General features: G+C 54.8%; 17 protein-coding genes. 8 read left to right on the top strand and 9 right to left on the bottom strand.

The features are described from left to right. Positions 1 to 17: 17 nt before the first annotated feature. The 4 genes from AC4EYZ_RS14675 to AC4EYZ_RS14660 form a co-directional block, all read right to left on the bottom strand. Positions 18 to 1127 carry a C4-dicarboxylate TRAP transporter substrate-binding protein gene (locus AC4EYZ_RS14675; protein ID WP_474191230.1) on the bottom strand — a complete coding sequence of 370 codons (1110 nt, stop codon included), beginning with the start codon at positions 1125 to 1127 and terminating at the stop codon, positions 18 to 20. An 80-nt stretch (positions 1128 to 1207) separates the two neighbouring features. Beyond that, complete coding sequence (locus tag AC4EYZ_RS14670; protein WP_474191229.1) at positions 1208 to 2149, bottom strand: dioxygenase family protein; 942 nt, start codon at positions 2147 to 2149, stop codon at positions 1208 to 1210. A gap of 93 nt (positions 2150 to 2242) precedes the next feature. Continuing rightward, positions 2243 to 3385, bottom strand: a complete 1143-nt coding sequence (locus AC4EYZ_RS14665) for a CaiB/BaiF CoA transferase family protein (RefSeq protein WP_474191228.1) — start codon at positions 3383 to 3385, stop codon at positions 2243 to 2245. A 23-nt stretch (positions 3386 to 3408) separates the two neighbouring features. Next, entirely contained in the window at positions 3409 to 4209 is an 801-nt protein-coding gene (locus AC4EYZ_RS14660) for a citryl-CoA lyase (RefSeq protein WP_141440512.1), read from the bottom strand. A 176-nt stretch (positions 4210 to 4385) separates the two neighbouring features. Here AC4EYZ_RS14660 and AC4EYZ_RS14655 point away from each other — a divergent pair, with 176 nt between their 5' ends. Beyond that, a complete protein-coding gene (locus AC4EYZ_RS14655) occupies positions 4386 to 5273 on the top strand; it encodes a LysR substrate-binding domain-containing protein (RefSeq protein ID WP_474191227.1) in 888 nt (295 codons plus the stop codon). A 26-nt stretch (positions 5274 to 5299) separates the two neighbouring features. Here the strand turns inward: AC4EYZ_RS14655 and folE2 are convergent, their stop codons facing one another. The 3 genes from folE2 to AC4EYZ_RS14640 form a co-directional block, all read right to left on the bottom strand. Then, on the bottom strand, positions 5300 to 6202 hold the full coding sequence (gene folE2 / locus AC4EYZ_RS14650; protein WP_474191226.1) for a GTP cyclohydrolase FolE2: 903 nt from the start codon (positions 6200 to 6202) through the stop codon (positions 5300 to 5302). Between the two features lie 61 nt (positions 6203 to 6263). Continuing rightward, positions 6264 to 7097 (bottom strand): metal ABC transporter permease, encoded by an 834-nt coding sequence (locus tag AC4EYZ_RS14645; protein WP_474191225.1) that lies wholly within the window; start codon positions 7095 to 7097, stop codon positions 6264 to 6266. Further along, positions 7087 to 7833, bottom strand: a complete 747-nt coding sequence (locus AC4EYZ_RS14640; protein ID WP_022521502.1) for a metal ABC transporter ATP-binding protein — start codon at positions 7831 to 7833, stop codon at positions 7087 to 7089. Before AC4EYZ_RS14640 ends, AC4EYZ_RS14645 begins: the two co-directional genes overlap by 11 nt. A gap of 118 nt (positions 7834 to 7951) precedes the next feature. Here AC4EYZ_RS14640 and AC4EYZ_RS14635 point away from each other — a divergent pair, with 118 nt between their 5' ends. Continuing rightward, positions 7952 to 8953, top strand: coding sequence for a zinc ABC transporter substrate-binding protein (locus AC4EYZ_RS14635; RefSeq protein ID WP_490203847.1), 1002 nt, complete (start codon positions 7952 to 7954; stop codon positions 8951 to 8953). On the opposite strand, the gene AC4EYZ_RS14630 is transcribed toward AC4EYZ_RS14635, so the two are convergent. Both AC4EYZ_RS14630 and AC4EYZ_RS14625 read right to left on the bottom strand, forming a co-directional pair. Continuing rightward, entirely contained in the window at positions 8950 to 9594 is a 645-nt protein-coding gene (locus AC4EYZ_RS14630) for a hypothetical protein (protein ID WP_041159030.1), read from the bottom strand. The two genes, AC4EYZ_RS14635 and AC4EYZ_RS14630, sit on opposite strands and share 4 nt — an antisense overlap. Positions 9595 to 9897: 303 nt before the next feature. Further along, the gene (locus AC4EYZ_RS14625) at positions 9898 to 11295 is read right to left on the bottom strand and encodes an aminotransferase-like domain-containing protein (RefSeq protein ID WP_474191223.1); all 1398 of its coding nucleotides are present in this window, start codon (positions 11293 to 11295) and stop codon (positions 9898 to 9900) included. Positions 11296 to 11654: 359 nt separating this feature from the next. Between AC4EYZ_RS14625 and AC4EYZ_RS14620 the strand changes: the two genes are divergently transcribed. Genes AC4EYZ_RS14620 through AC4EYZ_RS14595 form a run of 6 tightly spaced genes read left to right on the top strand, consistent with a single transcriptional unit; the run spans position 11655 to position 16158 of the window. After that, the gene (locus tag AC4EYZ_RS14620) at positions 11655 to 12137 is read left to right on the top strand and encodes an MSMEG_0572/Sll0783 family nitrogen starvation response protein (protein ID WP_022521498.1); all 483 of its coding nucleotides are present in this window, start codon (positions 11655 to 11657) and stop codon (positions 12135 to 12137) included. 14 nt (positions 12138 to 12151) lie between these two features. After that, complete coding sequence (locus AC4EYZ_RS14615; RefSeq protein WP_474191222.1) at positions 12152 to 13144, top strand: Nit6803 family nitrilase; 993 nt, start codon at positions 12152 to 12154, stop codon at positions 13142 to 13144. Continuing rightward, a complete protein-coding gene (locus AC4EYZ_RS14610) occupies positions 13137 to 14231 on the top strand; it encodes an MSMEG_0568 family radical SAM protein (protein ID WP_035581372.1) in 1095 nt (364 codons plus the stop codon). Before AC4EYZ_RS14615 ends, AC4EYZ_RS14610 begins: the two co-directional genes overlap by 8 nt. Positions 14232 to 14264: 33 nt before the next feature. Next, on the top strand, positions 14265 to 14873 hold the full coding sequence (locus tag AC4EYZ_RS14605; protein ID WP_022521495.1) for an MSMEG_0567/Sll0786 family nitrogen starvation N-acetyltransferase: 609 nt from the start codon (positions 14265 to 14267) through the stop codon (positions 14871 to 14873). After that, positions 14870 to 15871, top strand: coding sequence for a sll0787 family AIR synthase-like protein (locus AC4EYZ_RS14600; RefSeq protein ID WP_474191221.1), 1002 nt, complete (start codon positions 14870 to 14872; stop codon positions 15869 to 15871). The genes AC4EYZ_RS14605 and AC4EYZ_RS14600 overlap by 4 nt, the downstream gene beginning before the upstream one ends. A gap of 2 nt (positions 15872 to 15873) precedes the next feature. Next, positions 15874 to 16158, top strand: a complete 285-nt coding sequence (locus AC4EYZ_RS14595) for an MSMEG_0570 family nitrogen starvation response protein (protein WP_474191220.1) — start codon at positions 15874 to 15876, stop codon at positions 16156 to 16158. The last annotated feature ends 6 nt before the right edge of the window (positions 16159 to 16164 follow it).

The following is a 16164-nucleotide window of genomic DNA, read 5'->3' as shown; positions in this document are numbered from 1 at the left end:
TCAGTCAGGCGATCAGATCACTCCTGATCCCAGGCACGCTCCGGCTCGTGGCCGCGCTCGCGCATGGCATTCATGTAGCTATTCAACAGTGCCTGTGCTGGATAACCGCGCTCTTCATTGCGCTCCACCCACTGGCGGGCGAGATCCGGCATGCCATCGATCCAGGCCTGTCGGTCTTCTTCAGACAGTTGGCTGACCTGAACCGGCGGATTCTGGCTCTCGCCTAGCTCGATCATGCGCTCAATTGACGTTTCATAGCGTTCAGCGAGATCCTTGCCATGGGCTTCGGAGTAGGTTTCACCGGCCGTCATCAGGGCCTCCTGCACGGGCTCAGGCAGGCCATCCCAACTCCACTGGTTGATGGCTAACCCGCCGGAGAAGACCACCCCCATGTTGACTTGGGTAATGTAGGGCGCGACCTCGTAGATACGCGCTGGCAGGTTGCCGGTCGCCAGGCCGACAACACCCTGGGATACCCCGGTCTGAATATCGGTGTAGTAGCTAGCGAGAGTGCCATCGACCGGAACGGCGCCTACTGGATCCAGCCATACCCCCAGCACGCCCGGCGCAGAGAGCCGCGCACCGTCCAGATCCTCAAGCGTATCCACTGGAAAATCCGAGTAAATGTCGTAACTATCGGAGGCCGTTGCGCCCAGGAATACCAGGTCATGCTCCTCCCATTCGGCCTTGAACTCAGGAACATTGCGAATCATATCGTTCCAGACGTCGAGCATCAGTTCAGGGTCACTGGTGGTGAAGGGCGTGTAGGCACTCATTTGCGCCAGCGGCATACGCGATGGTTCAAGGTAGCTGAACACCCAGCCAATATCGGCAATACCGTCCCGGACAGATGTGAGAGTCGCGTTGGCGCCGTAAAGCTGGCCAGCATAGGCTTCTGTCCAGTTGATTTCGTACTCACCTTCTTCAGCTAGAATCTCATTGACGGTGGTGATGAACACATCAGGGATCATGCCAACCCAGGGAATTGTCGTGGGATGGCTTGAGCCGACCGTCAGGTTAATCACTTCCTGGGCATTCGCGGGCGAAGGAGCGACAGTCACGGCTAAGGCTAGCGCGGTTAATGTCACTATTGGGCGAGGCTTGGCAATACCATTGTTTATTTTCATGTGATGGCTCGTAAATTGACGTTATTGTTGTAAACCTATTTGGTTTTGTGCCCATGTTGTCGACCCAACATGGCGCTGCTTCAGGAACCAATAGGTGATTCAGGCAAGCGTGACTCCCCTGGCGAGAGATCAAAATCGATAGCGACGGTGCTGTACTCCCCGGTGACGTCAGGGTCGGGCGCATTACCATCGTTATGCAGAGGGAATTCCATGGCCAAGTCGGCACTGGTTACCCCAAACACACAGTCAGATTCGATGAACAGGTCATCTTGCGGAAAAATCTGGGTGACTAGCGTCTGGTGGCCCGGTGCGGAAATACAGAAATGGATATGTGCAGCACGGAACGGGTGGCGCCCCTGTGCTCGCAGCATGTCACCGACCAAACCATGGGTCGGGATGGGATAGCTGGCAGGTCGCAGCGTACGGAATCGGTAGCGACCGTTTTCATCGGTACGAAACTTGCCGCGCAAGTTCATGTGCGGCTGGCGTTCATCCTGGTTTTCGTACAGCCCTTCGGGTGACGCCTGCCACACTTCCACCAGCGCATTAGCCAACGGCTGACCGGCGCGGCTCTTGACCTGTCCGGAGACGAATAGCGGAATATCACCGTCATGAGGTTCGTTACGGGCAATGTTGGTTCCCGGTGGATATTCCGGATCTTTGCGCGTATAAAACGGGCCCAGCAAGGCCGGCGAAATTTGCTCGTCGGTGCGATCCTGGTTCATGATCATGACTAGCGTGGAGAAGCCCAGGGCATCCGACATCACCATGGTCTCGTTATGGCGATCCTTGGTTAGATGACCTAACTGCGTCACGGCATTGATCGCCGCGGTAAACTCCTCCTCGCTCAGTTTTACTTCACGACCAAAGGCATGTAGATGCTTGACCAGACCGGTGAGTATTTCCCTCAAGCGATCATCCTGAGTATGGCTGAACGCCTTGATCACAATATCGGTAATATCGTCCGGCGTTGAGGGGATGCCGTGATTGACGATATCTTCCTTTCGGGGCAACTCAAACATGATTCACGCTCCTAGGGAGTATTGTGTCCACCGGACACGCCACCCGTTATTACTTGTTATTAATGATGTCTTGCATCGTACAATTGGGATCATTCAGCGCTGGCGCTGCTTCAACTCCTCAATGATCTCATCATGATGCTCGTTCAATATCGGTGGTGCGCTCACCTCTAGTGGCTTAACGCCATCGAAAGACACAGGTGAACGCACCGTTTCCCACTTACCGACTTGCGGATGCTGAGTGCTGATTCGTAGCTGCAAATGCTTGGCCTGTGGGTCTTCCAGTACCTCGCTAGCGTCGTACATGGGCGCATGCGGCACGTCTTCAGCCTCAAGTCGCGCTAGCCAGTGCGTGCGAGGCTCTCGGACGAACACCTTACGCAGCACGCCAATCATGGCTTCCTGATTATCGATGCGGCCTTCACGGGTCGAGAACCGTGCATCCTGAAGTAGTTCCGGGTAGTCGATAGCATTCGCCAGTCCCTGCCAGAACTTTTCTGGGGACGACATATGTAGCGCCACCCAGTGCCCATCAGCGCATTCCATCACGTATGACTGAGATACCTGCGGCCGACTGTAGGGGCCCATGATTTCGCCTTCCGAGAGATAATGCGTGAAGGCGTCCAGATTGAAGTGGCACATGGCTTCCATCATCGACACATCCACACGACGCCCTTTACCGGTATGGCTACGCTCGTAAAGCGCGCCTAAAATGCCGTAGGCAGCATAAAAACCTGACAGAGCGTCGGCCATGGCCGGGCCTACCACACGCGGGTTTTCTGGATTGATCAATAGCTTAAGAAAGCCGCTTGCGGCTTGAGCGACCGTGTCATAGCTGGGACGATTAGCGTATGGACCGTCGTTGCCAAAGCCGCTTATAGCGCAATAAATCAGCTGGGGGTTGATAGCACGAAGCTCTTCCTCGCCCGCCCCCAAGCGCTCCGCCGTACCAGGGCGGAAGTTTTGAATGTATACGTCAGCATCGCTGATCAAGTCATGAAAGATCGCTCGATCATTGGCTTCTTTAGTATTCAGCGCAATGCTGCGTTTGTTGCGGTTATAGGTTTGATAATGCGGGCTATAAAGTCCGCCCTTGAAGGCGCGGAACGGATCGCCTTTACCCGGCAGCTCCACCTTAATCACGTTAGCTCCCAGGTCGGCCAGCATCATGCCAGCTGCCGGGCCCGTGATGAAGGTGCCCTGCTCGATCACCGTAATACCTTCCAAAACCTTTATCATTGTCGTTGCCTCTGATCGCTGACTTAACGCTTGTAACCGGGCGGAAAGTCGCCGGTGTATTCCAGGTGCTGTGTGGCTTGGTAAGAGAGAGCAAATCCGCAAGGCTGTTCGGACTCTTCAAGCATGTGTGCGATCAGGCTGGCCGTACGCGCCAGAATTGGTATGCCCCTCAGCGCATTTAACGGGAACCCTGCACCAAGCAATACCGCGGGGATGGCGGCAGACACATTGAGTTTCAGGTCTTTACCGATGATCTCGGGAATGACGGCTTCAACCGCATCGGCAATTTCCACGAAGCGCAGATCGGCACCGGCTTCACGTGCAACCCTGAACAGCGCTTCGACGCGCGGGTCACGCGCTTTGTGCAACGGATGGCCGTACCCTGGAATCGGCTTGCGCTCATGACGCATTGCCGTAACTGCATCAAAAGCGGCCTGCTTGACGGACTTGCCTTCATCGACCTGACGAGCAATATCATCAAATAACACCCCGGCGTTTTGAGACGCCCCCAAGATGACCGAGCCACACCCTAAGATGCCTGCCGCCACTGCACCTTGCAGGGCTTCAGGGGCAGCAGCGTAGGTCATACGCGATGCCTGCACGCTAGGTACTAAACCGTGCTCAGCAATGGCTACCAGAGTGGCGTCCAACACCCTGCGGCGGGTCTCATTGGCAGGTTGACCGGTAAGTAGCAGCAAAAAGTAGTCGGAGAAGGAGGTTTGCCCAATCAGATCCTGGCAAAGATCCTTGCCTCTCACCACGATAGCGTCGGCATCCGACGTGCTGATGGCTGTTTTTGGTATTGTTTCGCGCCCTATCTTCATATGCCGCTCCGCTAGTCAGGAGAGAGGAGAACGTCAGGGTGACGGTCACACTCATCGGGAAAATTACTTGCTGCAAATGAATATAGAAGCGATAAATGATGAATAAAAATGATTAATTCACATAAAAACAATCGATGATATCGATCGCAATAGCCATTTTGCAGGGAGGTCATGCCATGGAACTGCGCCATATGCGCTACTTTGTCGCCATTGTTGAAACGCTTAACTTCACCCGCGCCGCCCAGCGCGTACACGTCACCCAATCGACGCTATCGCATCAAATTCGCCAATTAGAAGAGGAGTTAGGCCAGCGGCTATTTGAACGAGTGGGCAAAAAAGTGATACTCACCGAAGCTGGACGGAGCTTACTTGAGCACGTAGTACCCATTCTTAGGCAGGTTGATCAAGCCATTGGGGCAATGAAGGCAACACCGGATGATTTATATGGAGAACTGCATATTGCGGCGACCCATAGCTTTAATGTTCAGCTTATCCCGCTGTGCCTCTCAATATTTTTACAACGGCTGCCAAATTTAAAAGTGGCTGTGGAAGAGCTCGCTGGAGATCAAATCAGTGAGCGTTTAATGAGTGGCGATTTAGACATGGGTATTTCCTATCGTCCGGCAATACCCCGTGGTTTACGCTTTGAACCGCTTTACAATGAGGAGCTCAAACTTATTGTGGCTAGCAATCACCCGCTTGCAAAGCGTAAGAGGCTGCGCATGGTCGAGCTCAATGGCCAACGCATGACGTTATTGTCGCCGCATTTCTCAACGCGTCAAATGCTGGACGAGTGTTTCGAAGCGGCTGGAGCTCGACCCCAAATTGTTGCCGAACTTAACGCTATCTCACCTATGATTGAGCTCGTCAGGCGCACGGATCTGTGCAGTATCGTGTCAGAAAATGCCTTAGCAAACGAACCAGGCGTTAAGGCAATTCCGCTCGAAAGCCCAACGCCAGTACGTACCCCCGGTTTGTTATGGCCGCCGCAGTCTGAGCGTCCCGCTGCTAGCCGCTTTATGGCTGAAATAATTCGCGACATTGTTAGACAAGGAAGCGCGTAAAATTAGCTCCAGGTTTCTTTATTAGCTCACCAATTCCACTCACTGCGCGCCACCGCGTCATGGGCGTGCAGGCTTTCAGCATGCACAACCTTGAGCTGAAACCCTGACACCCCCGGCGCTTGCCGTAGTGCTTTATCCAGCCGCCTTGCCGCGTCTTCACAGAACATCAGGTTTTGTCCATTGGCGAGGGCAAAGGCCTGTTCATCGATACGTTTTACCGCGGTTTGCAGCGCGGTACCGAGTGCTCGCTCGATACGGTCAATCGAGTTTTCAATAGAATCCGCGAGGGGCAATTCTCCGTTTTCGCTTTCAGATAAACGCAAACTGCATTCGACACTGCTGCGCTGACTATGGGGCGTTGCGAGTATCCCTTCTTCGCTGCCTAGCCACGCAGATACCGCAGATTTGGTTAACGGGATTTCCGCAAAATCTTCCTCAAAGGCCTGCTGAATCAGCTGCCTTGCCAGCGCCGCCGAGCAAGGGCAGGTGGACGAATAGCCCACTGTAAGGTCGAGTTCAGCCTGAAAGCCAGCGGGCGTGATTTGGTAGCGCAAGGCGAAGGGGTAACTTTTCCACCCGGCTAAAGGGCTGATCAAGGCTTGCCGCTTAAGCGGAAGCTCGCCTTCGACGCTTAGATAAGCATGCTGCGATAAGCCATCTTGGCTGGTTAAAAATGCGTTCAATACGTCCTTAACCACTGGAAGTGTCAGCGGTGCTTCTTCAAGCGGTGCCAGCGCCAAATACAGCCGGGACATATGGATTCCCCGTGCATCAGCGTCATCCAGGCTAACCCCTACATTGAGCTTGCCCGTCACACTGCGGCTGCCTAGTCGGATGGGGAGTGCGATGCCCTCCATGCCCACCCAGGTCAAAGCGGTCGGAGAGCGGGCGGTTTGGCTGGCTACATCAGGCAGGGTTAAAACAGTCATTTCGTTACCTCTTGGAATAGATGTGAAGCGGTGAGCGAACGCAGCCCTTGCAACCACCGCGCTATTTACCTGAATGAAAGGACGCGGGCTGGAGGCGCTGACGCAATAAGCGCCAGCCTTGGGTCACAACCGTCGCCAGGGTAAACAGCACAGCGGCGAGCGTGACTATCGTTGGGCCGGTCGGGGTATCCATCACATATGCAGTTCTCAGCCCTGCTGTCACCGCCAGCATGGCGACCCCGGCGGCTACCAATGCCATGACTTCTGGCGTGCGGCAAAATGGCCGGGCGGTGGCCGCCGGGATGATCAACAAGGCAGCTATCAGCAGCACGCCCACCACTTTCAGCGCCACGGCGACGACCACCGCGAGTGCCAAAGTGAGCACTAACTGTTCGCGCCGGGGCTGGATGCCACTGGCATAGGCCAGCTCGTCGCTCAACGTGGCGGTCAATAACGATGACCAGCGCCAGAAAAGCAGCGTCAGCACCAGCGCCACTCCGCCGCCGATAATCCAGATATCCGTTTTCCCAACGGCCAGAATATCGCCAAACAGATAGGCACTCAGGTCGATGCGTACGCCGGCCAGAAACGACACGGCGACCAGGCCGATGGCCAGAGCCGAGTGCGCCATTACCCCGAGCAAGGTATCCATGGCATAGCCACGCCCACTGAGCATTGACACACAGCTTGCCATCACAAGGGCGACCGTCAGTACGCCTAAGAAGATGGAGACGTCCAATAACAGCGCTAACGCCACGCCCAGAATGGCGGCGTGGGCGGTCGCATCGCCGAAGTAGGCCATACGCCGCCACACCACGAAACACCCCAACGGGGCGGCGGCCATGGCCACTAATACACCGGCGATCATCGCCCGCCACATAAAATCATCCAGCATTGGCGGCCTCCTCATGCTGATGGTGGCGGTAGAAGGCTAAGGTCTGGGCGGTCTGATCGCCAAACAGCGCCTGATAGTCCGGCGATGAGGCCACCTGCTCGGGCTTGCCCTCGCAACAGATAACACGATTCAGGCACAGCACATGATCGGCGGTACGCATCACGACGTGGAGGTCGTGACTGACCATCAGTACAGCGCAGCCGTAGCTGCGGCGCACGCTTTCGATATGCTGGTAGAACTCAGCGGTACCTCGGTGATCAAGCCCTTGTGTCGCTTCATCGAGAATCAGAATATCGGGTTTTGCCAGCAGCGCCCGGGCTAACAGCACGCGTTGGAACTGGCCGCCCGATAGCTCGCTCATTGCCGCCTTGATCAATGCCTCGGCGCCGGCATCTTCCAGCGCCTTTTGCACACTGCGATGGGGGTGGCGACGGGGCAAGTTGATAAAACGCTTGACCGTCATGGGCAAGGTAGGATCCAGGTGAAGCCGCTGGGGCACATAACCGATGCGCTGCTGCGGGGCGATGGTCACCTGGCCGGTGGTGGGCGTTACCGCACCGATCAGCGTTTTCACTAGTGTGGATTTCCCCGAGCCATTAGGGCCAATCAGGGTCACCACCTGTTGCCGATATAAATCGAGATTGATGTTCTCGAGGATATGCTGTCCGCCGAAACGAACGTTCAGTTGGCGAACGTTCAGAATCGCATCGTGATCAGGAGGCTGAGCAAGCCGCATAATTGAAGGTCGTCTTTTCTGTATTTGTTATGTTATAACATGTCTATATCGCATAGGCGAGTGTCGATGCCTATGTTCGAACCCAGAAAAGCCATAGTTGATGATGAGGAGAACCCTGATGAATAACCGTTTAGCTCGTTTGTCTTGGCCGCTATTAGCGGCTTTCCCGCTGGTTGCCGCCGCAGAAGTGCCGCATGTGGCGGTGGATATTCCGCCGGTGTATTCGCTTGTCGCTAAGGTGATGGGGGAGCGCGGCGATCCTGAGCTGTTTATTCAGCCCGGTGCTTCGCCGCATGGTTATTCGCTACGCCCTTCTGAAGCACAATCCCTCGATGATGCGGACCTGGTGGTATGGGTAAGCGACGCGCTGACGCCCTGGCTATCCGGCGCCATCGACAGCCTGGCGGGTGATGCACGCCACCTTGAGCTAATGGATGTGCCTGGCATCACCACATTGGAATACCGCGAAGGCGCGACCTTTGCGCTCAACGATGGGGATGAACACGGTCACGGGCACCATGATCATGACCACGACCACGACCACGACCATCATGAGCATGATCATGGCGATCATGAACACCACGGTCATAATCACAGCCATACCGGCATGAACCCCCATGCCTGGCTGGATCCTGTCAATGCCCGCCGTTGGCTGGATGCCATCGCCGAGCAGTTAAGTGAGATCGACCCTGATAACGCAGCGTACTATCGCGACAACGCCGCCCAAGGGAAAGAGGACTTAACCAGCCTTCAGGAACATATTCAGGATCGTTTGGCCAACAGCGCCGACACCCGCTTTATTGTTTTCCATGATGCTTACCAGTATTTCGAGGAGGCCTTTAACGTCCAAGCGGCCGGGGCTATTTCCATCGGCGACGCATCGTCACCCAGCCCGGCACGTATTGAGGAACTGCAAACGCTGGTGAATGACGAAAATATCCAGTGCGTTTTCAGTGAACCTCAGTTCAATCCGCAGATGGTCCATAACGTGTTTGGGGATACGTCGGCTTATATCGGCGTCATGGATCCCTTGGGCGTGGGTCTGACGCTGGATGCTGGTCTTTACGATGCGCTACTGGAACAGCTGGCTAATGAGATTGCGCGCTGCACCGATGCCTAAACAGCTTTTTTCTTAAACAGCTTTCCAAGTTGATAAAGGTCGTGCATATACCTATCAAACTTTGAAACAAGCAGCGACATAAAGATAAAGGCATAAATAACCAGCATGATGATCAGGGGGTCGTTAAGCCAGGCCAGAAAAGGAGTCGATATCGGATAGCTAATCGTGTAGACAGTCATGGCCGCTAATAGCTGAACCAGGAAACAATTAACAATCACCAGGGCAATCAACGCTGCTCGTATATTGATATGTGGCAGCGTTGTTTTCCAAAACGGTAAATGGCGTACTTCTATGCGCTGTCGCTCTGCACCTTCTCTAACGCCGTTAAAGCTCAATCTTTTTTTACGCCGCAGTAAGGGGATTGCATAGCTGCCTGCCTCCTCTTCAGAAAACGCTGCCAAGGCGATATCCCGATTGAATTCAGCACCCAAGGCATTGGCCGCCACTTGATCGAAATCTGCCCACGCATGGTTTTGTTGAGCGGTTTTAGCTTGGTCAGAAAGCGTTTTTAAGCGGTTTTTATCGGCCTTCGACAACTTCTTATCATTGCCGACGTTTATATTGTAATGAATTTCGTATACCTGATATAAAGCAACGGTCACACCCACAAAAATCATAAAAAAGACAATGTATATCAACATATTAACAGACACCTCCTAAACAAAACCGAACCTGCTAGGCGAAAAACAGCTTTGTTAGCGTTCAAACTAACTTAAAGACTATGCCTGCGCACAGCTGACAAGTACAGGCTCAGAAAGCCTCAAAAAAGCCGGATCAGACTACGGATCGCAAATTCCCACACCGTGGTAGTGCCCCACAGCGTGCATTAAACCAGGGAGATGAGGACTCCTGTCATTCATCGCCGAAGATAATGGGCGTTAAACCACTTTTGCTATTCGTCTGGCTAATCAATACCAAACCGTCACTAGGACAGTTGACCAAGGTTACATCGTCAGAGATGACAGATAGGCAGGTTGGTCGATGATATCCGCCACATAATGCAGCCTTTCCTCCCAGTCCTCTCTTGTCAGTTGACCACCGAAGCACAAGCGCAGAGCTTCAGGGGGATGGTTGTCGGTACTAAAAGCAGCGCTGGCAACCGCACTAACGCCATGTGAACGTAATTGCACCGCCAGCTCTGAAGGGTTCCAGCCAGAGTGCTTGGGCAGCTTAAGCCATAGGTGGAAAGCACCTTTGGCAGACACGATGCGCTGACGTCCCAGAATCTTCTCGGCTATTTCAAGGCGGGCAATGGCCTCGATACGGATCGCTTTAAGCATGGCATCCGCCGTCCCATCGGTTATCCACTCGGTGACCAGGGCATCAATCAGCGGGCTGGACATCACCGAGGTGGCTCGAAGCGCGCCAGCGGTTCTCTGCGCCTGTCGCTTGGTGGGGGCGTGTAGGAATCCTGATCGCAAACCGGGACCGAAACACTTGGCAGTCCCCGTCAGATAGTAAGTGAGCTCAGGGGCCAAGTTAGCAATAGGGACGATCTTCTCTTCGCTGAGCATGGTGTAAGCATCATCTTCAATAATCGGGATGCTATAGCGCAAGGCAACATCGGCCAACGCTTCACGACGCCCCAAGGGAATAGTCGTCGTCGTGGGGTTTTGGATGGTGGGATTAATATACAAAACGGCCACTTGACCCTGCTTACAGATATCCTCGAAGGAGCGAACAAGGGGGCCATCGGAGTCACGCTCCAATGAATGCAGGGTCAGCCCGAGCTGAGCCGCGATAGCCTTTAGGCCGGGGTAGACCAGGCTTTCGACACAGATTAGCTGACCTGGGGCTACCAACTGCATCAGTAGCCCAACCAGGCTGCTGTGAATACCTGGGCATATCAAGACCTGTTCCAGTGTCGTGTTGTCCAGCCGCCGATCCAGCCATTGGAGCGCAGCCACACGGTCATGATGGCTGCCACCAAAGGTTTGATAACGCAGCAGTGAGTAAAGATCACGCTGGGCCAACACCGAGATAGCGCTATCGCGTACTCGTTCAATCAACGTCGGTATCGCGGGCTCAATCATTAGGTTCATGGTCATCTCATAACCACTGCTCGGCTTCACTGACACTGCCTTACCTTTAATAAAAGTGCCCGAGCCCGGATGCGAGTCAATCAAGCCTCGCAGCTTAGCTTCGTTATAGGCACGCGCCGCCGTCGTGTAATTGATACTCAAAGCCCCCGCCAGTTCTCTCAGCGGGGGCAGTCGCTCGCGGGGCTGCAGCCGACCACTACCGATATCTTCAGCAATCAATTCAGCGACCAGACGATAAGCTGGCTGGCTGACCTCCTTGTCTAAACGTTTTCGCCAGCGTTCCAGCTCAGATGTATGCATATCTTCCCCGTCGTTAAATAAACATTGTTACCTACTCTTCTTATCGACCAAAACTTATCACTGATGGGCTAAAGATTGCACAAATAAAAAATTGATTGCATATGTACTTAATGGTGCAAAACACACTTTTATTGCACAAATAAGGTGAAAAACACAGTTTTTTTGAAACATTAGCCTTTTATTATTTTTTTAGCCTAAAAATTTGGTCAATTTTTAGGCTTAGAGCGACCTACATGATCGACAATTGATTGGATCAATAAGCATATCAATTGGCACGTCGATTGCTCCGTATTGATCGTACCGCTTGTGTAAGCACGGCGGTTAACGACTCTCCCACTCGCAATAAACGGAGCTTAGACATGCCTACAGTGACGCAACCACTCAACAAGAAAGGCGATTTTCTGGTCGACTACGAAGAGAAGGTTTTTGAAGACGTAAAAGCGAAACCAGGCGAAAAAGCCCTGGTAACTTTTCATACGGTTGCCTTTGAGGGGTCGATCGGCTTCGTGAATATGCTGCAGGCAACGCGTTTGCTGCGTAAAGGCTTTGAAACCTCCATCTTACTGTATGGCCCTGGCGTCACTTTGGGTGTCCAGCGTGGCTTCCCGACCCTGGGCGATGAAGCGTTTCCCGGCCACATGAATTTCAACAATCAGTTGACCAAGTTTATGGCCGAGGGAGGCAAGGTCTACGCCTGCCGCTTTGCTCTTCAAGCACTCTATGGTCATGGCGAACCGTCACTCATTGAGGGCATCCGCGCGATCAATCCACTGGATGTGCTTGACCTCAAGCTGCTTCACGTGCGCGACGATGCACTGATCATCGATACCTGGACGGTCTAAGGGGAGCAGCGGTCATGGCACAAGCAAACATGACAGGAACGACCATAGTGCGGGCCGCTGCCGCTCAGCTTTCTCCCGATCTTGAGAGTGTTGGCGGCACGCTGGTCAAGGTACTGGATGCAATCGACGAAGCGGCCAGCAAGGGGGCTGAGCTGATCGTGTTCCCCGAAACCTTCGTTCCCTACTATCCGTACTTTTCATTTGTCTACCCCGCCGTGGCCTGTGGCGCCGAGCACTTCCGGCTGTATGAACAGGCCGTGGTGGTACCAGGCCCGATCACTGATGCTGTCGCTGAGCGCGCTCGCACCCTGAGCATCGTCGTCGTGCTTGGCGTTAATGAGCGTGATCATGGCACCCTCTACAATACTCAACTGATCTTTGATAGCGACGGGCGTCTGTTGCTGAAACGCCGAAAGCTCACGCCGACCTACCACGAACGCATGATTTGGGGCCAGGGCGATGCCTCGGGCTTGAAGGTGGTGGATAGCGCCGTGGGCCGTGTTGGCGCCCTGGCCTGCTGGGAGCACTACAATCCGTTGGCACGTTATGCCCTGATGACCCAGCACGAGCAGATCCACTGCAGCCAGTTTCCTGGCTCGCTGGTCGGCCCAGTCTTTGCGGATCAAATTGAAGTAACCATCCGTCATCACGCCCTTGAAGCGGGCTGTTTCGTGGTTAACGCCACCGGCTGGCTAACCGACTCCCAAATCGAATCCATTACCCCCGACACCACGCTACAACGTGCTCTGCGTGATGGCTGTAACACCGCCATTATCTCGCCAGAAGGTAAGCACTTGGCCGAGCCGCTGCGCAAAGGAGAAGGCATCGTTATTGCCGACCTGGATTTCGCCCTGATTACCAAGCGTAAGCGAATGATGGATTCGGTGGGCCACTATGCGCGCCCTGAACTGTTGAGCTTAGCCATTAACGATATGCCCGCCCACTGCTGCCAGCCACTGGCCACTTCCGCTCAGGGCCATAATGCCCAAGGAGATGAAGATGAGTAAGCTCGCCGATCGCTCACGCTTGTTCACCGAACTTCAAACCCATGGCGTACGCCTGCAGGATGCATCACAAGAGCATGTCAGCCGACGGGGCGGCGCTGGCCCTTCTGACCATCAGGCAATAACTATCGATGGAATCACTATGATGGTGCCCGTCTATACCCAGTCGGCATGGCGTTCACCGTTTAGCGTAGTGTCAGGTGATGAAGGGCATAGGCTGACTGAAAACACGATTCCTATGGCCGATATTACCTTTGCAGATACGCCCCACTTCTACGACCTGCAAACCGCTGACGGCGTCCCCTACACGCATATCGCCACCTTGCATAGCCGCGATGTACTGGCCACGACGGTACTGCAAACATGCATCCGCTATGAGAGCAGGCGCAAAGCCTGCAAATTCTGCTCGATTGGTCAATCACTCCAAGCCGGGCGCACCATTGCGCATAAGTCCCCAGACCAACTGGCCGAGGTGGCTAAGGCCGCTGTCGAGCTCGACGGTGTCAAACATATGGTCATGACTACCGGAACGCCAGCCACGTCTGACCGAGGAGCCAGCGTCCTTTGCGAAAGTGCCAGGGCCATCAAAGCGGCCGTGGATCTTCCGCTGCAAGGGCAGTGCGAACCACCGAAGGATCCCGTTTGGTATGCCCGCATGAAGGAAGCTGGCATTGACAGCCTGGGCATGCATCTCGAAGTGGTCACACCTTCGCTAAGAAAAACGCTAATGCCAGGCAAGGCAGAGGTTGGCATCGAAGAGTATATGCAGGCGTTTCGCGATGCTGTTGACGTCTTTGGCCGCGGGCAAGTCAGCACTTATATTCTTGCCGGGCTCGGGGATACCCGCGAGGCCATTCTGGAAACCTGCCAACACCTAATCGAAATCGGCGTTTATCCCTTTGTAGTGCCGTTCGTGCCGATTAACGGCACGCCATTAGAAGATCATAAGCCGCCCAGCGCCGACTTTATGGAGTCGATCCTGGCGCCGTTGGGCAGACGTCTCAAGCTCGCAGCGTTGCGCTCTAGCGATATCAAAGCGGGCTGCGGGCGTTGCGGTGCCTGTTCAACGTTGTCTGAGTACGAGCGCTAACAGCACGCGAAACGCTTAATAGAGGAGTGCCCGATGATGTCAACATCCGACGCCTATTCGGCCTATTCCAACTACCGGATCAAGTGGGCAAGCCTGCCTTGGGAAACCGATGAAGCAATGGCATTGCGGCGGCGCGTTTTCTGCGATGAGCAGGCAATATTTGATCAGGACGACCGAGATGCCATCGATGAATCAGCCCACCTACTCGTCGCTTTAGGGTGCACAGGAGGATGGTATGAGCAAGTGGTGGGGACAGTGCGTATTCACGAATCAGAACCTGGACTCTGGCATGGTTCGCGTCTTGCTGTTGACCCAGCCTTCCGCGCCCAAGGCCGCCTAGGCTCCACGCTGATTCGGCTGGCCGTCTCCAGCGCTCATGCATTGGGCTGCCAACGCTTTTTGGCCCGGGTACAGGCCCAGAATGAGGCTCTTTTCCAACAGTTGCACTGGCGAAGCATTGGAGAGGAGTTAATCCTTGATCGACCTCATGTCGTCATGGAGGCCGACCTTACCCACTACCCCCCTTGCCACTCTCCTCTTAGCGGCTTTGTTGTGCCTGGGCGTCAACGCCAACCTCTCGCTGAGCTGGCGCCTGGGCTGCTTAAGATCCTTTCAGCCCCCGCACTGAGACAAGCATCATGAGCCAAAAGCAACGATTCGACCTAACAGAACTGCTCCAGAAAGTGCACGATTATAGTGGTCTTGCCCATAAGGCCGATATCGCGCGGATCGCTCCCAACCTGACAGCACTGCCCGATGGCTGGCATCCCAACGGCGACGATACCGCGGCCATTCCCAGCGGCGAAGGCTACACACTGTTGGCGATGGAAGGGCTACTTACCGCCTTCGTCGCCGAGGATCCTTGGTTTGCTGGCTGGTGTTCGGTGATGGTTAACGTCAGTGATATCGCCGCAATGGGCGGGCGGCCCCAGGCAATCGTCAATGCTCTATGGAGCCATGACCCAGAAAGCGCTGAACTAATTGCCAAAGGCATGCGTGAGGCCGCCGACACCTTCCGCATTCCCATCGTCGGTGGCCACACCAACCTTCGCTCCAATCAGCCGCAATTGGCGGTCGGCATCCTGGGTCGAGCCCAATGCCTGCTGAGCAGTTTTGCGGCGCGGCCTGGGCAGCTATTAGTGGCGGCTATCGACCTGCGCGGCGCCTATCAAGCGCCCTATCTGAATTGGAACGCGGCCACAACGGCGCCCGCTGAGCGTTTGCGTGACGACATCGAACTGCTTCCCTGTATTGCTGAAGCGGGCTTGGCTATCGCAGCCAAAGATATCAGCCAGGCCGGTCTCCTCGGTACCACCTTAATGCTCATGGAGAGCGCTGATGTAGGTGTGAGCATTAACCTTGACGCCATCCCGAAACCCGAGAAAGTCACTTGGGAAGACTGGTTATGCACCTTCCCTAGCTTCGGTTACCTGCTCACCACGGATAATGAGCACCTTCCCATGCTGCTAGAGCGCTTCCGTGCCCGTGGCATCGCCGCCGCGCAGATCGGCGAGATCGTTTCCTCACCTCAGCTCTGGGTAGAAACCGACAATGATCGCCAGTTGTTCCATGACCTTGCAACGACTCCATTAACCGGACTGAGTCGCCCCCAAATGCCCATTCCCCAACAGGAGCTTTGAGCATGCCAGCCATACACTTCCACGTTCGCTGGCCAGATGGCAGCGAAGACCAGTGTTACTCACCCTCTACCGTCGTAAAGGAGTACTTCCAGGTCGGCGAGCGTCTCAGCGTCGATGCTTTTGTGGAGCGCGCCGACACAGCCTTAGAGGCGGCCAGCCAGCGCATCGAACAAAAATTCGGCTTCTTCTGCTCCAGTGCCATTGATCAGTCGACGGTCATCAAGGCCAAAGCCCAGCAGTTTGGCAATAATCCGCAGGACATGGTCGAAATTATCCGCATCGACTAGCCCATC

Source organism: Vreelandella sp. 162(4c), assembly GCF_058152265.1.
This window is presented reverse-complemented; position numbering and strand designations above follow the sequence as displayed.

Coding starts and splice junctions, on each gene's coding strand:
- folE2 (WP_474191226.1), bottom strand. CDS start 6,202: ATGACTGTTTTAACCCTGCCTGATGTAGCCAGCCAAACCGCCCGCTCT.
- AC4EYZ_RS14625 (WP_474191223.1), bottom strand. CDS start 11,295: ATGCATACATCTGAGCTGGAACGCTGGCGAAAACGTTTAGACAAGGAG.
- AC4EYZ_RS14670 (WP_474191229.1), bottom strand. CDS start 2,149: ATGTTTGAGTTGCCCCGAAAGGAAGATATCGTCAATCACGGCATCCCC.
- AC4EYZ_RS14655 (WP_474191227.1), top strand. CDS start 4,386: ATGGAACTGCGCCATATGCGCTACTTTGTCGCCATTGTTGAAACGCTT.
- AC4EYZ_RS14610 (WP_035581372.1), top strand. CDS start 13,137: ATGAGTAAGCTCGCCGATCGCTCACGCTTGTTCACCGAACTTCAAACC.
- AC4EYZ_RS14630 (WP_041159030.1), bottom strand. CDS start 9,594: ATGTTGATATACATTGTCTTTTTTATGATTTTTGTGGGTGTGACCGTT.
- AC4EYZ_RS14645 (WP_474191225.1), bottom strand. CDS start 7,097: ATGCTGGATGATTTTATGTGGCGGGCGATGATCGCCGGTGTATTAGTG.
- AC4EYZ_RS14675 (WP_474191230.1), bottom strand. CDS start 1,127: ATGAAAATAAACAATGGTATTGCCAAGCCTCGCCCAATAGTGACATTA.
- AC4EYZ_RS14605 (WP_022521495.1), top strand. CDS start 14,265: ATGATGTCAACATCCGACGCCTATTCGGCCTATTCCAACTACCGGATC.
- AC4EYZ_RS14620 (WP_022521498.1), top strand. CDS start 11,655: ATGCCTACAGTGACGCAACCACTCAACAAGAAAGGCGATTTTCTGGTC.
- AC4EYZ_RS14615 (WP_474191222.1), top strand. CDS start 12,152: ATGGCACAAGCAAACATGACAGGAACGACCATAGTGCGGGCCGCTGCC.
- AC4EYZ_RS14635 (WP_490203847.1), top strand. CDS start 7,952: ATGAATAACCGTTTAGCTCGTTTGTCTTGGCCGCTATTAGCGGCTTTC.
- AC4EYZ_RS14595 (WP_474191220.1), top strand. CDS start 15,874: ATGCCAGCCATACACTTCCACGTTCGCTGGCCAGATGGCAGCGAAGAC.
- AC4EYZ_RS14660 (WP_141440512.1), bottom strand. CDS start 4,209: ATGAAGATAGGGCGCGAAACAATACCAAAAACAGCCATCAGCACGTCG.
- AC4EYZ_RS14600 (WP_474191221.1), top strand. CDS start 14,870: ATGAGCCAAAAGCAACGATTCGACCTAACAGAACTGCTCCAGAAAGTG.
- AC4EYZ_RS14665 (WP_474191228.1), bottom strand. CDS start 3,385: ATGATAAAGGTTTTGGAAGGTATTACGGTGATCGAGCAGGGCACCTTC.
- AC4EYZ_RS14640 (WP_022521502.1), bottom strand. CDS start 7,833: ATGCGGCTTGCTCAGCCTCCTGATCACGATGCGATTCTGAACGTTCGC.